General features: G+C 71.6%; 16 protein-coding genes. 5 read left to right on the top strand and 11 right to left on the bottom strand.

Annotation, left to right across the window (positions count from 1 at the left end):
• Positions 1-21 precede the first annotated feature (21 nt).
• Together ACWCQK_RS21390 and ACWCQK_RS21385 are read right to left on the bottom strand one after the other, a co-directional pair.
• Positions 22-1107 (bottom strand): helix-turn-helix transcriptional regulator, encoded by a 1086-nt coding sequence (locus ACWCQK_RS21390; protein ID WP_451157076.1) that lies wholly within the window; start codon positions 1105-1107, stop codon positions 22-24.
• Between the two features lies 1 nt (position 1108).
• A complete protein-coding gene (locus ACWCQK_RS21385; protein ID WP_451157074.1) occupies positions 1109-2068 on the bottom strand; it encodes a DUF4097 family beta strand repeat-containing protein in 960 nt (319 codons plus the stop codon).
• A gap of 251 nt (positions 2069-2319) precedes the next feature.
• Between ACWCQK_RS21385 and ACWCQK_RS21380 the strand changes: the two genes are divergently transcribed.
• Positions 2320-3171: a hypothetical protein gene (locus ACWCQK_RS21380; protein WP_451157072.1), complete on the top strand. Its 852-nt coding sequence runs from the start codon at positions 2320-2322 to the stop codon at positions 3169-3171.
• Between the two features lie 194 nt (positions 3172-3365).
• Here the strand turns inward: ACWCQK_RS21380 and ACWCQK_RS21375 are convergent, their stop codons facing one another.
• The 5 genes from ACWCQK_RS21375 to ACWCQK_RS21355 all read right to left on the bottom strand — a co-directional run bounded on the left by ACWCQK_RS21375 (position 3366) and on the right by ACWCQK_RS21355 (position 10442).
• Positions 3366-3551 carry a DUF6104 family protein gene (locus ACWCQK_RS21375; protein WP_010061466.1) on the bottom strand — a complete coding sequence of 62 codons (186 nt, stop codon included), beginning with the start codon at positions 3549-3551 and terminating at the stop codon, positions 3366-3368.
• A gap of 138 nt (positions 3552-3689) precedes the next feature.
• A complete protein-coding gene (locus ACWCQK_RS21370; RefSeq protein WP_451157070.1) occupies positions 3690-7514 on the bottom strand; it encodes a multifunctional oxoglutarate decarboxylase/oxoglutarate dehydrogenase thiamine pyrophosphate-binding subunit/dihydrolipoyllysine-residue succinyltransferase subunit in 3825 nt (1274 codons plus the stop codon).
• Between the two features lie 281 nt (positions 7515-7795).
• The gene (locus tag ACWCQK_RS21365; protein ID WP_451157068.1) at positions 7796-8905 is read right to left on the bottom strand and encodes a HAMP domain-containing sensor histidine kinase; all 1110 of its coding nucleotides are present in this window, start codon (positions 8903-8905) and stop codon (positions 7796-7798) included.
• A complete protein-coding gene (locus ACWCQK_RS21360; protein ID WP_451157066.1) occupies positions 8902-9642 on the bottom strand; it encodes a response regulator transcription factor in 741 nt (246 codons plus the stop codon). The genes ACWCQK_RS21365 and ACWCQK_RS21360 overlap by 4 nt, the downstream gene beginning before the upstream one ends.
• 122 nt (positions 9643-9764) lie before the next feature.
• Complete coding sequence (locus ACWCQK_RS21355; protein WP_451157064.1) at positions 9765-10442, bottom strand: spermidine synthase; 678 nt, start codon at positions 10440-10442, stop codon at positions 9765-9767.
• A 316-nt stretch (positions 10443-10758) separates the two neighbouring features.
• On the opposite strand from ACWCQK_RS21355, the gene ACWCQK_RS21350 reads away from it, so the two are divergent.
• On the top strand, positions 10759-11556 hold the full coding sequence (locus ACWCQK_RS21350) for a rhomboid-like protein (protein WP_451157062.1): 798 nt from the start codon (positions 10759-10761) through the stop codon (positions 11554-11556).
• A 47-nt stretch (positions 11557-11603) separates the two neighbouring features.
• On the opposite strand, the gene ACWCQK_RS21345 is transcribed toward ACWCQK_RS21350, so the two are convergent.
• On the bottom strand, positions 11604-12386 hold the full coding sequence (locus ACWCQK_RS21345; protein ID WP_451157060.1) for a GNAT family N-acetyltransferase: 783 nt from the start codon (positions 12384-12386) through the stop codon (positions 11604-11606).
• 119 nt (positions 12387-12505) lie between these two features.
• A complete protein-coding gene (locus ACWCQK_RS21340) occupies positions 12506-13222 on the bottom strand; it encodes a GNAT family N-acetyltransferase (RefSeq protein ID WP_451157058.1) in 717 nt (238 codons plus the stop codon).
• Positions 13223-13472: 250 nt separating this feature from the next.
• Here ACWCQK_RS21340 and ACWCQK_RS21335 point away from each other — a divergent pair, with 250 nt between their 5' ends.
• On the top strand, positions 13473-14012 hold the full coding sequence (locus tag ACWCQK_RS21335) for a GNAT family N-acetyltransferase (protein WP_451157056.1): 540 nt from the start codon (positions 13473-13475) through the stop codon (positions 14010-14012).
• 198 nt (positions 14013-14210) lie between these two features.
• On the top strand, positions 14211-16625 hold the full coding sequence (gene lon / locus ACWCQK_RS21330) for an endopeptidase La (RefSeq protein WP_451157054.1): 2415 nt from the start codon (positions 14211-14213) through the stop codon (positions 16623-16625).
• Positions 16626-16780: 155 nt separating this feature from the next.
• Here lon and ACWCQK_RS21325 read toward each other — a convergent pair whose 3' ends face one another.
• A complete protein-coding gene (locus ACWCQK_RS21325) occupies positions 16781-17602 on the bottom strand; it encodes a lysozyme (protein WP_451157052.1) in 822 nt (273 codons plus the stop codon).
• A 230-nt stretch (positions 17603-17832) separates the two neighbouring features.
• Between ACWCQK_RS21325 and ACWCQK_RS21320 the strand changes: the two genes are divergently transcribed.
• Entirely contained in the window at positions 17833-18324 is a 492-nt protein-coding gene (locus ACWCQK_RS21320) for a MarR family winged helix-turn-helix transcriptional regulator (RefSeq protein WP_451157050.1), read from the top strand.
• 64 nt (positions 18325-18388) lie between these two features.
• Here the strand turns inward: ACWCQK_RS21320 and ACWCQK_RS21315 are convergent, their stop codons facing one another.
• Positions 18389-19174 carry a protein phosphatase 2C domain-containing protein gene (locus ACWCQK_RS21315; protein WP_451157048.1) on the bottom strand — a complete coding sequence of 262 codons (786 nt, stop codon included), beginning with the start codon at positions 19172-19174 and terminating at the stop codon, positions 18389-18391.
• Positions 19175-19203 lie beyond the last annotated feature (29 nt).

The following is a 19203-nucleotide window of genomic DNA, read 5'->3' as shown; positions in this document are numbered from 1 at the left end:
CCGCCTCGCCCGCCGCTCCTGTCACGCCTTCGGCGTGCGCAGTATCGCTCCGATGTGGGCCGCCGCCGTCGACAACCGGCCGCGGGCGTCGCGGAGCTGTTCGGAGGTGACGCCGTGGTCGCGGGCCGCGTCCCGGATGTCGTCCCGGAAGCGGTCGAGCAGCCGGTCCAGATCCCGGGCCGGATCGCCGGTGAGGTCCCCATGGGCCCAGGACGGCTCGTACTCGGCCGGGAAGTCCTCCGGGGTGCGGGTGTACTCCGGCGAGGGCGCCGTCGCCTTCTCGGCGCTTGCGCCGCCACCGGCGCGGCCGAAGCCGAGATCCTTGCCGAACTCCTTCCCGAAGTCCTTCCCGAAATCGCCGAACTCCTTGGCGAGTTCGGTCAGCCCCTCCCGGACACCCGTCGGCCAGTCGCCCCGCGCGAAGTGGTCCTGCACCTGCTCCTGGACCCGCCGGGAGATGCGCTGCAACTCCTCCTGGGCCTGGGTGCGGGCCCGGTCCTGGGCCTCCTTGGCCTGACGCCTGGCCCGCTGGGCCTCGTCACGGGCCCGGCGGCTCTCGTCCTTGGCCCGCCGGGCCTGCTCCTTCCACTCCTGCTTGACGCGCCGCATCTCCTCCTTGGCGATGCGCCACGACTCCTTGTCGCCGAAGTCCCCGTGCTCCCCACGGCTCCCGTGGTCCGTGTGGTCGCCGTGGCTGCCCGCTCCCGTCGAGGTGTCGCGCCGGGCCTCCGAGGCCGCGGCCCGCATCTCGCGGCGCAGATCGCCCGCCGCGCCGCGCACGTCGGCCCGGATCTCCGCGGCCAGTTCCGCGACCGACTCCCGGATCTCCAGTTCCAGGTCGGCCAGTTCGCCGCTGCGGTCGGCCAACTCGTCACGGCCGGCGTCCGTGATGGAGTACACCTTGCGGCCGCCCTCGGTGGTGTGGGTGACCAGGCCCTCCGCCTCCAGCTTGGCGAGCCGGGGGTAGACGGTGCCCGCCGAAGGGGCGTACAGCCCCTGGAAGCGCTCTTCGAGGAGGCGGATCACCTCGTAGCCGTGGCGCGGGGCCTCGTCCAGCAGTTTCAGCAGGTACAGGCGCAGGCGGCCATGGGCGAAGACGGGAGGCATGTCAGAGCACCTTCTTGTCGGTCTGGCCGTCGGCCGGGTCGCTGGTGGCGCCGGAACTCGAATTGTCCCCCGCGGAGGCGGCCGGTCCGCTCGCCGGGCCGTCACCCGAAGGCGTGGGCCCCGCACCCGTGTTCGTGTCCCACGGTTCCTCCTCGACCGCCGGGCGGCGCAGCAGGGCGATGGATCCGGACACCGTCGTCGCCTTCAGCCGGCCGTTGCCCGCACCGAGCCGGCCGGTGATCCGCTTGGCGCCCCACTGGCCGCCGACCCGCAGATCCTCGAAGGCGTTGGAGACGGTGCCGCTCGCGGTGTTGGCCTCCACCTCCGCGTCCGCCGGGTGCGGCAGCCGGATGGCGATCTCGCCCGAGACACTGGTCAGGCTGATCTCGGAGGGACTGCTCGTGGCGTCGACGTCGACGATCATCGAGCCGCTCACCGACTCGGCCTTCACGGAGGATCCCGCGGCCTCGACCACGGTCAGGTCGCCCGAGACGGAGTGGAAGCGCAGGTCCCCGGTGAGGGCCTGGGCCTCCACGCTGCCCGAGACGGTGTCCGCCTGAACCGGGCCCGCGAGCCCCACCAGCGTGGTGTCCCCGGTGACTCCCTTGACCTCGACCCGCCCGTCGACGCCGGAGACCACGGCCGCGGCGCCGACGACACCCACCTCGACGCGCGTCCCCGCCGGCACCGCCAGCGAGACGACGGCGCTGCGCCGCCAGCCCTTGCGGTCGAGCCACTTCAGGAGACCCTTCCAGGGCAGGTCCTCGTACGCCACCGTCAGCGTGCCGTCCTGCCGGGTCACGATCAGGGGCGGTCCCTCGATCGAGGAGACTTCCAGGCGGGCGGAACCTTCGTCCGTCCCCACGACGTTCACCGTTCCGTTGACGATGCGCACGTGCAGCTCGCTCACCGGCTCGTCGAAGGTGAGCTTCCTCGGCTCTGCGACGGACCACTCGGACATGGTGCGGACCTCCAGGACAGATCGTGACGGGTCGGGACGGGTGCCGGCGGGTGACGACGGGGTGTGGGCGGGTGACGCGATGTGGGCGACGCGGTCTCCCCGACGCGACGTGGGCGACACATCGCGATCGAGAGGACGCGCCATATCGCGTCTTCTTCAAAACACGATATATCGCGGACGGGGAAAGTCAATACACCCGTTCTGGCGATCAGCGGTCACTCGGGGCTGACGCATGGTCCTAGCGTGTGACCATGTCGACGGAAGATCTCCGGCCGGGCCCCCGACCAGACGGCCGTGCCGCCCCCGGCGCCCTGCTGCTCTGCCGGGCCGGCCCCGACTCCGTCGCCCCCGACGCGTACCTGCTGCGTGAGCGGATGCTGCTCGCCGGGGCCGGCGCCGAGTGGAGCGTCCTCGTCCCCGAGGGCAGACCGTGGCGCCACGGCGGCGAACCGGTCGACCGGGCCGTCGACGGCTGGGCCGCCGCTCTCGCCGCCGGCGCCCCCTGGCCCGTACTGGCCCTGTGGTGGGACGCCGACCGGGCCGGCTGCACCCTCGCCTCCGGCTTCCGCCGCCCCGTCGGCCAGGTCTGGCTGGCGGACGGCAGCCCGGTCGGCGAGCACGGGGCCCTGCGCGCCTTCGCCGACCGGCTGGGCCTGGACCTCCGAGCCCTGGATGGCCTGACCAGGCCCGATCCCGCGGCCGACGCCCGCGCGCGGCTGCGTGGCCTGCTGGCGGTCCTCGCGCGCGAGGGAGTCGTCCTGCCGCCCGGTCTCACGCCCGGCGAGCCCACCGAACGCCTCCGTGAGGCCGTCCGGGCCCGCCCCGACGCACGGCGGACCGAGGTGCTGGACCCGCACGAGACGGCCCGCGTGCGACGCGATGCCCTGGAGACCGGGAGCGGGACCGGCCGGGTCGGCCCCTGGTTCCCCTGGGCGGGCACACCCCTCGCGCGCGTGCTGGCCGTCGCCCAGGTGACCGCCGGTCTCCCGGTCATGGTCTGGGGTGTACGGCGCCGCAGCGGCGGCTGGCTCGCGGCGGGAACGCTGCTCCTGGCGCACGGCGCGCTGGGCCTGCTCTACGACCTGGGCCGGCCACGCGACTGACTCCGACCGTCACCGACCGTCACGCGAGAGACGCGACCGACCGCACGCACGCACGCGATGAACGCGAAAAGGGGCGCCCTGGAGGGGCGCCCCGCGCACGGCCGGGACGATCCGGACGAACCGGTCGGCCAAACGGGACGAGCGGACGGCCTGCTCAAGACGGCCTGCTCTGGGAAGAAGCGGACGGCCTGCTCCTACTCGTCCTCGTCGTCCTCGTCGTCGAGCCGCGCCAGCCACGTCGCCAGCCGTTCGACCGGCACCTCGAAGTCCGGGTTGAGGTCGACGAACGTGCGCAGCTGCTCGGCGAGCCACTCGAAAGTGACCTCCTCCTCGCCGCGCCGCTTTTCGAGCTCCTCGATGCCGCGGTCGGTGAAGTACACGAATGCTCCGCAAAGAAGTGGGTGTCAACGAACCTCTCCAGGCTATCCCGCCTGGTCGGGCGACGAACGGGGCCCTGCCTCGAGCCATGGAGGCTCGGGACAGGGCCCCGAAGGCGAACGGAGTCCGCAGGCCCGGGCCTACGCCTCGAACACCTCACGCACCAGCTGCTCCTGCTCCGCCTGGTGCCGCTTCGCCGAGCCCACCGCCGGGGACGACGAGTGCGGGCGCGAGATGCGGCGCAGACGCTCGCCGTGCGGCACGTCCGCGCCGACGGCCAGGTCCAGGTGGTCGATCAGGTTCAGGGCGATGAACGGCCAGGCACCCTGGTTGGCCGGCTCCTCCTGGGCCCAGAGGTACTTCTCCGCGTTCGGGTACTTGGCGATCTCGGCCTGGAGCTCGGCACCCGGCAGCGGGTACAGGCGCTCGACGCGGATGATCGCCGTCTCGGCGGCGGCCGGGTCCGACGCGCCACGCTTCTGACGCTCGCCCTCGATGTCGTAGTACACCTTGCCGGCGCAGAAGACGACCTTCTTCACGGCGGCCGGGTCGGCCGTCGAGTCGCCGATGACCGGGCGGAACCCGCCGGTCGTGAACTCCTCGGCCTTCGAGGCCGCCGCCTTCAGACGCAGCATCGACTTCGGGGTGAAGACGACCAGCGGCTTGTGGTGCGGGTTGTGCACCTGCCACCGCAGGAGGTGGAAGTAGTTCGACGGGAGCGTCGGCATCGCGACCGTCATGTTGTTCTGGGCGCACAGCTGGAGGAAGCGCTCGACACGGGCCGAGGAGTGGTCCGGGCCCTGGCCCTCGAAGCCGTGCGGCAGGAGCAGGGCGACCCCGCTGGTCTGGCCCCACTTCTGCTCCGACGACGAGATGTACTCGTCGACGATCGTCTGGGCACCGTTGACGAAGTCGCCGAACTGGGCCTCCCACATCACGAGCGCGTCGGGACGGGCCAGCGAGTAGCCGTACTCGAAGCCCATCGCCGCGTACTCGGACAGGAGGGAGTTGTAGACGTTCAGCCGGGCCTGGTCCTCGGACAGGTACAGCAGCGGCGTGAAGTCCTCGCCCGTCGCGCGGTCGATGATCACCGCGTGGCGCTGGCCGAACGTACCGCGCTGCGAGTCCTGGCCGGCCAGACGGACGGGGACGCCCTCCAGGAGGAGGGAGCCGATGGCGAGGGTCTCGCCCATGCCCCAGTCGATCGTGCCGTCCTCGACCATGGCCGCCCGGCGCTGGAGCTGCGGCAGCAGACGCGGGTGGACCGTGACGTGGTCGGGGATGTTGACCTGGGACTCGGCGATGCGCTTGACGACCTCGGCGGACACCGCGGTGTTCACGGCGACCGGGAACTCGGCCTGCGGGTCGGGCACCGCGACGGCGGTCGGCTGGGCCGTGGCCTCACGGACCTCCGTGAAGACCTTCTCCAGCTGGCCCTGGTAGTCCTGGAGCGCCTGCTCGGCCTCTTCCAGGGTGATGTCGCCGCGACCGATGAGGGACTCGGTGTACAGCTTGCGCACCGAGCGCTTCTTGTCGATCAGGTCGTACATCAGCGGCTGGGTGAAGGCCGGGTTGTCCGACTCGTTGTGACCGCGGCGGCGGTAGCAGAGGAGGTCGATCACGACGTCCTTGTTGAACGCCTGGCGGAACTCGAAGGCGAGCCGCGCGACGCGGACCACGGCCTCCGGGTCGTCGCCGTTCACGTGGAAGATCGGGGCCTCGATCATGCGGGCCACGTCCGTCGCGTACATGGAGGAACGCGAGGACTCGGGGGCCGCGGTGAAGCCGACCTGGTTGTTGATGACGATGTGGACCGTGCCGCCGGTGCGGTAGCCGCGCAGCTGCGACATGTTCAGGGTCTCGGCCACCACGCCCTGGCCCGCGAAGGCCGCGTCGCCGTGGATCGCCACCGGCAGCACGGTGAAGTCCGTACCGCCCTTGTTGATGATGTCCTGCTTGGCGCGGGCGATGCCCTCGATGACCGGGTCGACCGTCTCCAGGTGGGACGGGTTGGCGGCCAGCGAGACGCGGATCTGCTCGCCGTCCAGGCCGGTGAAGGTGCCTTCGGCGCCCAGGTGGTACTTGACGTCACCGGAGCCGTGCATCGACTTCGGGTCGAGGTTGCCCTCGAACTCGCGGAAGATCTGCGCGTACGACTTGCCGACGATGTTGGCGAGGACGTTCAGGCGGCCGCGGTGGGCCATGCCGACGACGACCTCGTCGAGGCGGGACTCCGCCGCGCTGTCGAGGACCGCGTCCAGCAGCGGGATGACGGACTCGCCGCCCTCCAGGGAGAAGCGCTTCTGGCCGACGTACTTCGTCTGGAGGAAGGTCTCGAAGGCCTCCGCCGCGTTCAGCCGGCGCAGGATGCGCAGCTGCTCCTCGCGCTCCGGCTTGGCGTGCGGGCGCTCCACGCGGTCCTGGATCCACTTGCGCTGCTTCGGGTCCTGGATGTGCATGAACTCGATGCCGGTGGTGCGGCAGTACGAGTCGCGCAGCACGCCGAGGATGTCGCGCAGCTTCATCAGGGACTTGCCCGCGAAGCCGCCGACCGCGAACTCGCGCTCCAGGTCCCACAGGGTGAGGCCGTGCTCGTTCACGTCGAGGTCGGGGTGCTTGCGCTGGCGGTACTCCAGCGGGTCGGTGTCGGCCATGACGTGGCCGCGGACCCGGTAGGAGTGGATCAGCTCGAAGACGCGGGCGGCCTTCGTGACGTCGTCGTCGTGCGAGGCGTCGATGTCCTTGAGCCAGCGGACCGGCTCGTAGGGGATGCGCAGCGCCTCGAAGATGTCGTCGTAGAAGCCGTTCTCGCCGAGCAGGGAGTTCGCGACGACGCGCAGGAACTCGCCGGAGGCGGCGCCCTGGATGACCCGGTGGTCGTAGGTCGACGTGAGCGTCATGACCTTGGAGATGCCGAGCTTGTTCAGGGTGTCCTGGGAGGTGCCCTGGAACTCCGCGGGGTAGTCCATGGAGCCGACGCCCATGATGACCGACTGTCCGGGCATCAGGCGCGGGACCGAGTGGACGGTGCCGAGGCCGCCGGGGTTGGTCAGGGAGACCGTCACGCCGGTGAAGTCGTCCATCGTCAGCTTGCCGTCACGGGCGCGGCGGACGATGTCCTCGTAGGCCTGCCAGAACTCGAAGAAGTTCAGCGTCTCGGCCTTCTTGATGCCGGCGACGACGAGCTGGCGGTCACCGTTCGGCTTCACCAGGTCGATGGCGAGGCCGAAGTTGACGTGCGGCGGCTTGACGAGGGTGGGCTTCCCGTCCTTCTCCGCGTAGTGCCAGTTCATCGACGGCATGGCCTTGATGGCCTGCACCATCGCGAAGCCGATCAGGTGCGTGAAGGAGATCTTCCCGCCCCGGGCGCGCTTCAGATGGTTGTTGATGACGATGCGGTTGTCGAACAGCAGCTTCACCGGGACAGCGCGCACGGACGTGGCCGTGGGCAGCTCCAGGGAGGCGTTCATGTTCTTCGCGACCGCGGCGGAGGGACCGCGCAGCGTCACGAACTCGGGACCCTCCGCGGCCGGGGCGGCAGGCTCGGCCTTCGCCCGGGCGGCCGGAGCCGCGGCGGCGGGCTTCGCCTGCGCCGGGGCCGGCACCGCGGCGGGCGCCGGTGCGGCGGCCGCGGGCTTCGCGGGAGCGGCCGGCGCGGGAGCGGCCGGAGCCGGCGCGGCGGCGGCCGGTGCGGCCTGAACCGCGGCGGCGGGCGTCGGAGTGGTGGCCCCTGCGGCCCCCGCGGCCGCAGGTCCCGCCGGAGCCGGTGAGCTTGCCGCTCCCGACTTGTAGTCGGCGAAGAAGTCCCACCAGGCACGGTCTACCGAATTCGGGTCCTGGAGGTACTGCTGATAGATCTCGTCGACGAGCCACTCATTGGGGCCGAACGCCGCTGCGGGGTTCTTGCCCGCTTGGTCGGCTTCGGTCGAGATGCTCGATGCGTTACTGGGGGACTGTGGCGACACGGCGGCAACCGCCCTCTTCCGCTTCACAAGGTGATGGACAGCGGAAATAAAGGCTACGCCCCCATGGCCGGGAAGGTCAGGTCGGGCCGGTTCATCGTCGCGAAAGTCACACCGGAAAGCGTGTTTCGGGGGTGGAAATGGCGGGAAACAAGTGTGGTTCCGCTTCGCGGTGGGTGCGCCGATGCAGGCCCTGCACGTCGATGACGTGGGCCTATGCCTGATCACGCGGGTCCGACGGCGCGGCCGCTCGCGGATCTTGTGGCTCCGGTTCGAACTTTACGTCAACTTGGCACGGATGACAGTCCCGGAAGAGTGACGATGATCCTGCACCCGCGATCGGATTCGGCCACGCCGATCCGGCCGCCGTGCAGATCCACCGCCCACCGGGCGATCGCCAGTCCCAGTCCGGTGCCGCCGTCGCTGCCCGGCCCGTGCGGCCGGTTCACGGATCCCCGGTTGAACCGCTCGAAGACCCGGTGCCACTCCGAGCGCGGAATGCCGGGCCCCTCGTCCAGGACCTCCAGCGTCAGCGACTCCGGCCGCGCCCCGCGCCGCGCCTTGACCGTCACCCGGCCGTGCGGCGGACTGTGCTTGACCGCGTTGTCGATGAGGTTGGCGACGACCTGGTGGATCCGCTCCGGGTCCGCGTGCGCGGTCAGCTCCGGCGGGGACACGTCCAGGTGCAGATGGACGTCCGTGCGGGTGTGGCTGCCGGAGCCCGAGGCGATGCCCGGGCGCCCGGAGGCGACCATGTTGGCCTCCTTCAGCACACCGGACAGGTACGGCCACACCTCGAACCGCCTCAGGCGCAGCGGTACGACGCCGTTGTCCAGCCGGGACAGGTCGAGCAGCGTCTCCACCAGCCGCCCGAGCCGTTCCGTCTGCTTCAGGGCGGTGCGCATGGTCTCGGTGTCCGCCGCCGCGATCCCGTCCACGACGTTCTCCAGCACGGCGCGCAGACCCGCGATGGGCGTGCGCAGCTCGTGCGAGACGTTGGCCACCAGCTCCTTGCGCTGGAGGTCCTGTGCCTCCAGCTCGTCGGCCATGACGTTGATCGTCTGCGCCAGGTCGCCCAGCTCGTCCCGGCGGCTCTCCCGCACCCGGCGGGTGTAGTCGCCGTGCGAGATGGACCGGGCCACCTTGTTCATCTCGTCCAGCGGCGAGGTGAGCGAATGCGCCACGAACTGCGTGATCAGCAGTGTGGCGATCATCGAGAAGACCGTGATGAAGCGCAGCTCCGTCTTGGTGTGCACCGCGATCATCGACAGCCCGGTGGTGATGAGCACCGAGATGACGACCAGCGCACCCAGCTTGGTCTTGATCGAGAACGGGCGTACGCCGCCCCAGGGCTCCCCGGGGCTCCTCCGTGCGGCCGACCGCCCGTCGCTCATGGCGTCGGGGTCTCCAGCGCGTAGCCCACACCGTGCACGGTGCGGATCCGCTCGGCACCGATCTTCCGGCGCAGCGCCTTGATGTGGCTGTCGACGGTACGGGTGCCGGAGGCGTCCGCCCAGTCCCAGACCTCCGCCAGCAGCTGCTCCCGGGAGAGCACCGCGCGCGGGGTGTTCGCCAGGCACACCAGCAGGTCGAACTCGGTGGGCGTCAGGTGGACGTCCTCGCTGCGCACCCGCACCCGGCGCTGCGCGTGGTCGATCTCCAGCTCGCCGAGGCGCAGGATGCCGCTGCGCGGCGTCGACGCGGCCACGACGGCCCGCTCGACCCGGCGCAGCAGCACGTGCACGCGCGCGGCGAGCTCGCGCATCGAGAACGGCTTGGTCATGTAGTCGTCGGCGCCCACGCCGAGCCCGACCAGCATGTCGGTCTCGTCGTCACGCGCGGTCAGCATCAGCACCGGCACCGGCCGCTGGGCCTGCACACGACGGCAGACCTCCAGACCGTCGAAACCGGGCAGCATGATGTCGAGGATCAGCAGATCGGGCTGCCAGGCCTCGGCGGTGTCGACGGCCGCGGGGCCGTCGCCCGCGGTTTGCACCAGAAATCCCTCGGCGCGCAGTCGGGCCGCGATGGCGTCGACGATCGTCGGGTCGTCTTCGACCACCAGGACCCGTCGCTGGGCGCCCTGAGTCGCCGTCGCCGTGCCGCTGTGGGAGGTATGTGTCTGCTCCATCGCCCGCCCCTGAGTGTGCTTTCCGGAATCAGTGGGGTGATTCCTTGGTCTGCGCATGCTTGCGATTGACGCTTGAATGATCCGCGTCAGGCAGCAGCGTACGGGGAGTCACCACGGCTTTGCTATCCAGGGCGGACGGCGAGGTGAACCACGTCGGGAACGCCCCGGGCAACGGGGATCTCTTCGGTACGCACCTGCGTGAAACCGGCATTCCACAAGGTTCCCTCGAATTCCGGTGACGGCTGGGCCGACCACACCGCGAGCACTCCGCCGGTCTTCAACGCCCTTGCGCAGCCTGCCAGTCCGGCCGGTGAATACAGCCCCTCGTTGCCCTCCGTGACCGTCCAGCCCGGTCCGTTGTCGATGTCGAGGCACAGCGCGTCGAACGTGTCGGATGTCTCATTGACGTAGTCGATCAAGTCGGCTCGGGCGATCTCCGTGCGCGGGTCCGCGAGAGCCGCGCGGGACACCCCGGACAGGGGGCCCTGCCGGTGCCAGTCGATGACGGCGGCCTCGCGCTCCACCACCGTGATCCGGCCCCAGCGGCCGTCCGCCGCGGCGTGTGCGAGCGAGAAGCCGACGCCCAGGCCGCCGATCAGCACGGCCGGCCCGGAGCGGGTGCCGAGGGCGGCGAGTGCCGCGTCGACGAGCAGCCGCTCCGAGCGGCCGTCGGAGGTGTCCATCAGGAAGCAGCCGTTGGCGATGATCTGGAGTAACTCGCCGTGGCGGCGCAGCACGACCTCGCCGTACGGCCCCTCACGACGGTCCAGGACTTCGGGGATGTCGTACGACGTGGCCATCCGCCCATCCTGTCAGCTCGCTCCGCCCGGACCGGGCGGAACGTGAGGTCGGTCAGGGCGGCTTCCGGGGTCGGCGAAGCAGGGAGGGAAGAGAAAAGGGAGAGAAAAGGAGGAGGAAGGGAGGGGGAAGGGAGGAGGAAAGGAGGGGGATGCGGCTGCCCGCGGGCGGGGACAGCCCCGGGCGGGGGAGCGTCCCGGACGCGGGAGTCGTCTGAGACTGAGAGGTTGCTGTGAATCGGCGCCCGCGTGGCGCCGGTCATAGACACCGGCCCTGTGGGGCGCGAAGGGTGGGGCGAAACGGAAGGAGCGCCTCACGTTGGAACGGACCGCGCCCGCCGACCCCGCGACGGCTCCGGACGTCCCATCGCGGGACGTCTTCGGACTGCTGGACGGGATGCCCCGGCAGCGCACCCCGGCCCCCGCGCCCGAGCCCGCGCCGCCCTTCGAGGCGGCACGTCCCCGCCCCCGGGTCCGCCCCCGGATCCGTCCCTGGCGGCTGTTCCCCACCCCCACCGGCACGCCGTTCACCTTCGCCTTCGCGGTCGTCCTGACCCTCACCTCACTGATCACGGCCTACGCCGACCCCGCCCTGGTGCATGCCCTGCACCAGGGCTCCAGCACCGATGTGGCGCACCTCCTGCGCACCCCCGTCCTCGTCCTGTCGGCCAGCGCGCTGTGGATCGCGGGCGGCGTGGCGTCGCCGTACGCGATCGGCTTCCTGCTCGTCCTCACGGCCCTGGAGCGCAGGACGGGCGGCCTGCGCACGGCCGGTGTCTTCCTGCTCGGGCACGTGCTGGCCACCCTCGCCACCGAGGTCCCGGTCGGGCTGGCCGTGCTGGTCGGACACCTTCCCGCGAGCTCCCTGCACCGCTCCGACTACGGCATCAGCTTCGGTGTCGCCACCAGCGTCGGCGCCCTGGCGGGCCTGCTCACCCCATGGCTGCGGTGGCCGTTGCTCGCGGTGTTCGGCGGGGTGGTCGCACAGGGACTCGTCGAGCTCCCCGATCCCCTGACGAACTGGGGGCACGCGATGTCCCTGGCCATCGGCGTCGCCACCTGGCCGGCGCTGCGGCGATGGCACCGGAGCCGCACCGCCGCCCTCGAACCTGCCTGAGCCCGGTCAGGGCGCGGTCAGGGCACGGCCTGAGTCCGGTCAGGACTTCAAGCCGGGGACCACACGTACGGGGTCGTCGTGGTCACCGCCCGGAAGCCCAGTCGTCGCAGGATGGGCGCGCTGTCGTCGGAGGCGTCCACGTGCAGGTAGCGGACACCGCGGGCGGCGGCGAGCCCGGCGCGGGCGGCCACCAGGGCGCGGTAGATGCCCTTGCCGCGCCACTCGGCGAGCGTGGAGCCGCCGGTCAGCGCGCCGAACTCGGTGCCGGGGCGGAAGGCCAGCCAGGCCGCGGAGACCACCTCGCCGCCCGCCTCGGCTACCAGGACCGCGATCTCGTCCGGCGCGCGCGAGACGCGACCGATGAGGTCGTCGGCGATCGCGCTCAGATCCGTTTCCCAGATGGCCGTCTCCAGGGCGGCCACCCGGTGCATGTCGGCGTCGGCGGTGACCTGTCGCAGGGCGACTCCGTCGGGCAGTACGGGCGTTTCCACCGCCAGTTCCGCCACGGTGGCGACGAGTACGGTCTCCTGCGCCTCCGGTACGAAGCCCGCCGCGCGCAGCCGGTCCGTGAGGTCGGCCGGGGTGTCGTGCCCACGGACCTTCCACTCCACGGCCTGCCCGCGCGCGGCGAAGTGGTCCCGCTGCCGGACGATCAGCTCGTCGACCGCCGGGCCGCGCAGGCCGCCCAGGTCGCGCGGCCCGCTGACGAAGCCGCGGAAGCCGAGGTCCATGCGGAGCAGCGGACCGTCGAACTCGTGCGCGACTCCGGGGGGCGGGGTGCGGCGCAACTGGGCGTCGTAGGCGTCGAGCAAGATCTGTGTATCCGTCATGCGGAGAAGGTTCGAGCCGGGACCCAGGCGAGCGCAACGCACTTTCCCGGCCGCGCGTTCGACGCGCGGCCAAGCGAATCGGTGCCGGAGTCGGAGCCGGTGCCAGGCGCCGACGCTGTTCAGGCGGAGGCGGAGGCGATGGCGGCGGGTGTCGTGGGGCGGGTGAACCTCGCGCTCGTGAGCGGTGCCACCACCCGCCAGCCCAGCGTCTCGTACAGCGCCCGCCCCGCCGGGGTACCGGCCAGCACGCCGGTCTCCGCCCCCTGCTCGGCCGCCGCCCGCTGGAGCGTCCGCATCACCGTGCCGCCGAGCCCGCGCCGCCGGTGTGCGGGCGACGTCTCGATCTGGTCGGCGACGGCGGTCCCGCCGACCGGGGTGATCTGGCCGCGCGCGGCCAGGGAGCCGTCGGGGGCCGTGACCATCGCGCGGATCACGCCGCCGCGCGACCAGACGCGCGGCCGGTAGCCGTCCGGGAGGTCCGCCAGGCCGCCCGCCCCCGGGACCGAAGCCGACGCGGGACCCGGCCGGGGGACCGTCAGCGGGACCGTCATCAGGTAGCCCGGCTCGGGGTCCACCCACCAGCCCGCGCCCAGCAGGCCCGCGACCACGGAGGGGTCGTGGAAGACCTTGAGCCACACCCCGTCCCCCGTCACCGCGTCGGCCACCTTGCGCACCGCCGCCCCGTCGACGGCGTCCCCGACCGCGCCGAAGACGTGCCGCGTGACCTGGCGTTCCAGGCCCACGTCGATCGTGCAGCCCCAGGGCTCGATCACCGGCGGGGCCGCCCCGCGCGAGACGACCCATCCGTCGACCCAGCTCCGGACGATTCCGTCCATGACATCCCCCTGTAACAGTCGTAGGCGGTGTGTAGGCATTACCGAGAGGACCATATGCCGGGCGGCACCCTTCTCGACAGTGGTCTCTACAGGCGGCCTCTAAAAGGTGGCCCAGACAGGCGGACGATTGCCGCAGGAAAGCGCGGAGGACGGGGGCGGTGGCCGTCGGTGAGGGTAGGGGCAGTGGGTCGGTGGCCTGATCCATCCGCCGGTCTTGATCGCTGCCGAGCCCGCTGATTACGTGGCGGGCATGACCGAACTCGGATCCGTCGCCTGGCCGCCTGCCCCGATCAGGACCGAGAGGCTCGTGCTCCGCGAGCCCGAGGCCCGGGACCGTGCGGCGTTCGTCGAGCTGCTGGCGTCGCCGGAGGTGCACGCCTACCTCGGCGGTCCCCGCCCGCGTGACGAACTCGAGCGCGAACTGCCCGCGGCGCCCGAGCGGTGGCCCGGGAGTTTCGTCGTCGATCTCGACGGATCGATGATCGGCCACATCCTGCTCAGGAGGGCGACGGAGCACCGCCGTCCGGCCGCCGCGGGGAAAGCCGACCTCGGCTACCTGTTCCTGCCGCGGGCGTGGGGATCCGGGTACGCCGCCGAGGCGTGCGCGGCGGCACTCGACTGGTTCGACGGCGTCCTTCCCGGCGAGCCGGTGGTGCTCACCACCCAGTCCGCCAACGTCGGCTCGATGCGCCTCGCGGCGAAGCTCGGGTTCACCGAGGTGGAGCGGTTCCAGGCCTGGGACGCCGAGCAGTGGCTCGGCGTGCGGTCCCCGGTCACGCCCTCCGCGTGAGCTGGTGCTCGACCGTGCGGATCGGTGACTCGACAGCACCGCCGGGAGACGGCCCGTCAGGCGGGCCCCGGCGCCAAGAGGCCCACGTCGAAGGGCACGACCGACGTGATCGCTCAGAGCGAACAGACGTCGGGGAACATTCGGAGGCTCACGTGCATTGAGTCGGCATAGCTCAACTTGAGTGCCGAAGGGGAGATCATGGCTTCGACGTCCACATCGCTCACTCTGCCTGTGCTGCCGCTCGACGACGAGGTCGTGCTGCCCGGGATGGTGGTACCGCTCGACCTGAACGACGCCGACGTACGGGCCGCCGTGGAGGCCGCCCAGGCCGCCTCGCGGTCCGAGCCCGGTAAGCCCAGGGTGCTGCTGGTGCCGAGGATCGACGGTACCTACCCGGGCACCGGTGTGCTCGGCACGGTCGAGCAGGTCGGCCGGCTGGCCGACGGCGACCCGGGCGCGCTGATCCGCGGCCGGGGCCGGGTGCGCATCGGCGCCGGCACGACCGGACCGGGTGCCGCGCTGTGGGTCGAGGGGACCCGGATCGACGAGAGCGTGCCCGAGCCGCTGCCCGGTCACGTCACCGAACTGGTCAAGGAGTACAAGGCCCTCGCCACCGCCTGGCTGCGCAAGCGCGGCGCCTGGCAGGTGGTGGACCGTGTGCAGGCCATCGACGAGGTCTCCACGCTCGCCGACAACTCCGGCTACTCGCCGTTCCTGACCACCGAACAGAAGGTGGAACTGCTGGAGACCACCGATCCGGTGGCCCGTCTGAAGCTCGCCACCCAGCAGCTGCGCGACCACCTCGCCGAGCAGGACGTCGCCGAGACGATCGCGAAGGACGTCCAGGAAGGCGTCGACAAGCAGCAGCGGGAGTTCCTGCTCCGGCGCCAGCTGGAAGCGGTGCGCAAGGAACTGCGCGACCTGAACGGCGAGAAGGACGGCGAGGAGTCCGACGACTACCGCTCCCGTGTCGAGGCCGCCGACCTCCCCGAGACGGTCCGTGAGGCCGCCCTCAAGGAGGTCGACAAGCTGGAGCGGTCCAGCGACCAGTCGCCCGAGGGCTCGTGGATCCGCACCTGGCTCGACACCGTGCTGGAACTGCCGTGGAACGAGCGGACCGAGGACGTGTACGACATCCAGGGCGCCAAGGCGGTCCTGGACGCCGAGCACGCGGGTCTGGAGGACGTGAAGGAGCGGATCACCGAGTACCTGGCGGTCCGCAAGCGCCGTACCGACCGCGGCCTGGGTGTCATCGGCGGCCGGCGCGGCGGTGCCGTACTCGCCCTGGTGGGCCCGCCTGGTGTCGGAAAGACCAGCCTGGGTGAATCGGTCGCCCATGCCATGGGACGCAAGTTCGTGCGGGTCGCCCTCGGCGGCGTCCGTGACGAGGCCGAGATCCGCGGCCACCGGCGTACGTACGTCGGCGCGCTGCCCGGCCGCGTGGTCCGCGCGATCAAGGAGGCCGGGTCCATGAACCCGGTGGTCCTGCTCGACGAGATCGACAAGGTGGGCTCCGACTACCGCGGCGACCCGGCCGCGGCGCTGCTCGAAGTCCTCGACCCGGCGCAGAACCACACCTTCCGCGACCACTACCTGGAGGTCGAGCTCGACCTGTCCGACGTGGTGTTCCTCGCCACCGCCAACGTGCTCGAGGCGATCCCGGAGGCCCTGCTCGACCGTATGGAGCTGGTCCGCCTGGACGGTTACACCGAGGACGAGAAGGTCGTCATCGCCCGTGACCACCTGCTGCCGCGCCAGCTGGAGCGGGCGGGGCTCGGCGACGACGAGGTGGTCCTGGACGAGAGCGCGCTGCGCAGGCTCGCCGGCGAGTACACGCGCGAGGCGGGTGTCCGCACCCTGGAGCGGTCCCTCGCGCGGCTGCTGCGCAAGGTGGCGGCCCAGCACGAACTGGGCGAGCGCGAGCTGCCGTTCACCATCACGGACGGTGACCTGCGCGCGCTGATCGGCCGGCCGCACCACGTGCCCGAGTCGGCCCAGGACCCGGCCGAGCGCCGTACGGCCGTCCCCGGTGTGGCCACCGGGCTCGCGGTCACCGGCGCGGGCGGCGACGTCCTGTTCGTCGAGGCGTCGCTGGCCGACCCGGAGACGGGCGCGGCGGGCCTGACCCTCACCGGTCAGCTGGGCGACGTGATGAAGGAGTCGGCGCAGATCGCGCTCAGCTTCCTGCGGTCGCACGGCGCCGAACTGGAACTGCCGGTCGCCGATCTGAAGGACCGGGGTGTGCACATCCACTTCCCGGCGGGCGCGGTCCCCAAGGACGGTCCGAGCGCCGGCATCACGATGACGACGGCCCTCGCGTCGCTGCTGTCGGGCCGGCTGGTCCGTACGGACGTGGCGATGACCGGCGAGGTCTCGCTGACCGGGCGGGTGCTGCCGATCGGCGGGGTGAAGCAGAAGCTGCTCGCCGCGCACCGGGCGGGGGTCACCACCGTGATCATCCCCAAGCGCAACGAGCCCGACCTGGACGACGTCCCGGCGGAGGTGCTGGACAAGCTCGACGTCCACGCCGTCACGGACGTCCGCCAGGTCCTGGAACTGGCGCTGGCACCGGCCACGAACAGCGCGGCGCCGGAGGTTCCGGTGGCGGCGTGACGGACGCCATCGGATGAGGAAGGCCCGGGCCCTCGTGAGGGAGGTCCGGGCCTTCGTCGTGCCGGGTGGTCGGGTGCGCGGGCAGGCGCGCGGGTGTTCGGCGCCGGTCGGTGCGCGCGGGGCGGGCGTGCGGCGCCGCCCGGTGCGCGCGGGGGTCAGCCGTTGGCGAGTGCCACCACCCGGTCGAGCGCCCCGTTGAACTTGTCGTGGTCGCCGACCGTGGGGCCGGACGACGTGTACTGCCACATCGTGTAGTACGACCAGCCGGCCGGCAGGGTCCCCGGGCCGGTCGCGTACCGCGCGATCCACAGCGGGTTGGCGGCCGCGAAGCCGCCGTAATTGCCGGTGCACTGGGTCCACCAGGAGGTGGCCGTGTAGATCACCGCGTCGCGGCCGGTGCGGGCCCTGTAGGTGTTCAGGAAGTCCGCGATCCAGCCGACCATCGCGCCGGCCGTCTTGCCGTAGCAGGCGGCGCCGTACGGGTTCCACTCGATGTCGAGGGCGCCCGGCAGCGTCCTGCCGTCCCTGGACCAGCCGCCGCCGTGGTCGACGAAGTAGTTGGCCTGGGCGGCGCCGCCGGTGGTGTCGGGGGTGGCGAAGTGGTAAGCGCCGCGGATCATGCCGACGTTGTAGGAGCCGTTGTACTGCTGGGCGAAGTACGGATTCGTGTAGTACGTGCCTTCCGTGCCTTTGGCGTACGCCCACTTGACCCCGCTGCTCCACAGGGTCGACCAGGCGACGTCGCCCTGGTGGCCGGAGACGTCGACACCCTCCGTCTGTGTGGCGTCACCCGTGGTGGGGGTTCCGCCCTGGCCGTCGTGGGCCACCACGCCCATGCCCATCTCGGCGGTGCCGCGGGCCGGGACGCCGGCCGCCCGGGCGGTGGCGGGGAAGGTGAGGGAGAAGGCGGCGAGCAGGAGCGCGACGGCGGCGGTGGCGGCGCGCGTGAGCATGGAGCCGGACCTGTGCACGGGCATGACGTGCCTCCGAGGCTTGGAGGTGGGGGGAAGGGGTCGGATCACCCACGCTTGTGGCGTGGGCATGCCATGCGTTGCCTGGTAAAGAAGCTACGCACGTGGACGAGGCCGTGGGAAGGGGGTCCGGGGGCTGCCGTTGGTCTGAGCCTGCGAAATACTGGCGGAGCTGCGGCGATGACGGATTGTGGCGAGAACTTTCAGGATCGGGCAACCGGATCAGGAGTGCTGACGTGCACGAGGGTGGAAACGGCGACGCACAGCGAGACGAGGTGCGGGCGCTGCGCGGTGGCGCGGACCAGGAATTCCTCTCCCTGGAGCGCGAGTTGACGGTGCTCCTGCGACGCGCGCGGGCCAGCCAGGGCGAGATGGCCCGTGAGGTCCACCCGGACCTGGAGTCCGCCGCGTACGGGTTGCTCGTGCGGCTGGAGGAGTGCGGCCGGCAGCGTGCCACCGAGCTCGCCGGCTACATCGGCGTCGGCAAGGCCACCATGTCCCGGCAGCTGCGCGCCCTGGAGGAACTCGGCCTGGTCACCCGCGAACCGGATCCCGCGGACGGCCGGGCCTGGCTGGTGGACCTCACGCCGGAAGGCCGCGGCCGGGTCGGCAAGGTGCGCGAGGCCCGCCGGGGGCGGTACGTGAACCAGCTCGCGCACTGGGACCGCGGCGAGGTCGCGGAACTGGCCCGGTTGCTGCAGCAGTTGAACCGGCAGACGGAGAAGTAGCAGCGAGCGGCGGTGCCGTCCTCGGGGCGGGCGCCGGATCCCGCCCCGCGGTTCTCCCCGCGCCTCACCATTCCACGTAGACGGCCGTCGCGTCGTCGTGCGTCTTGCTCCGCCCCAGGTACCGGCGTTCGGTATCGGCGAGTTCCAGCTCCCTGACCCGGTCCACCAGGGCCCGTGGCCCTTCCTTCCGTACGAGGGTGAAGCAGGCCGCCCAGTCGCCCTCCCGGAACTTCTCCACCCAGCGCGTCGCCCCGTCCGTGAGCGCGGCCAGGGCGTCGACCCCGGCGCGCGGCACGGTGCCGGTCACGGCACGGGCGGCCACCGCCGGATCGGCCGCCGCGGTGAAGAAGCCGCCCTCCTTGTTGCGGACGGTGGCGTCCACGACGGCGTCGGTGGCGAGGGAGGAGCGGGGCAGCCGGGCGATGCGGTCGTCCAGGACCGGGGTGACCGTGCCGTCCGGGGACCGGAGCAGCAGAGCCGAGTCGGAGAGCACCAGGTACTCCACGGTTTCCCGGGACCAGCGGGCGAGGACGACGGTTGCCTGTGGAGTGCGCGGGTGAGAAAGGTCACAGGTGTCCGCGTGGGCCTCCGCGGTGCGGGAGATGGCACGGCTGAGCGCCTCGGCCAGGGGGACATCCGGGCGGGAAACGGTCAGTTCGGTCAGGGCGCCGCCCAGGCGCGCGGTGTACCAGGGGACCGTATGAAGACAGCCGGTGGCGCCTTGCGGTGGCGTCACGCCGTCCAGGACGACGAGTGAACCACCCTGTCCGGAAGCGGGTAGTCCGACACTGGCGAAGTCCTCGTTGGGGTGGTCCCGGCGGCCGGGCTCCGACACAAGTTCGGTACGCATTCGGCCAGTCTGCACGACCCCTTCACAAG

This window comes from Streptomyces sp. NPDC002306, from assembly GCF_053593435.1.
Note: the sequence above shows the minus strand (reverse complement) of the source record. Positions and strands in the feature narration are given on the sequence as shown.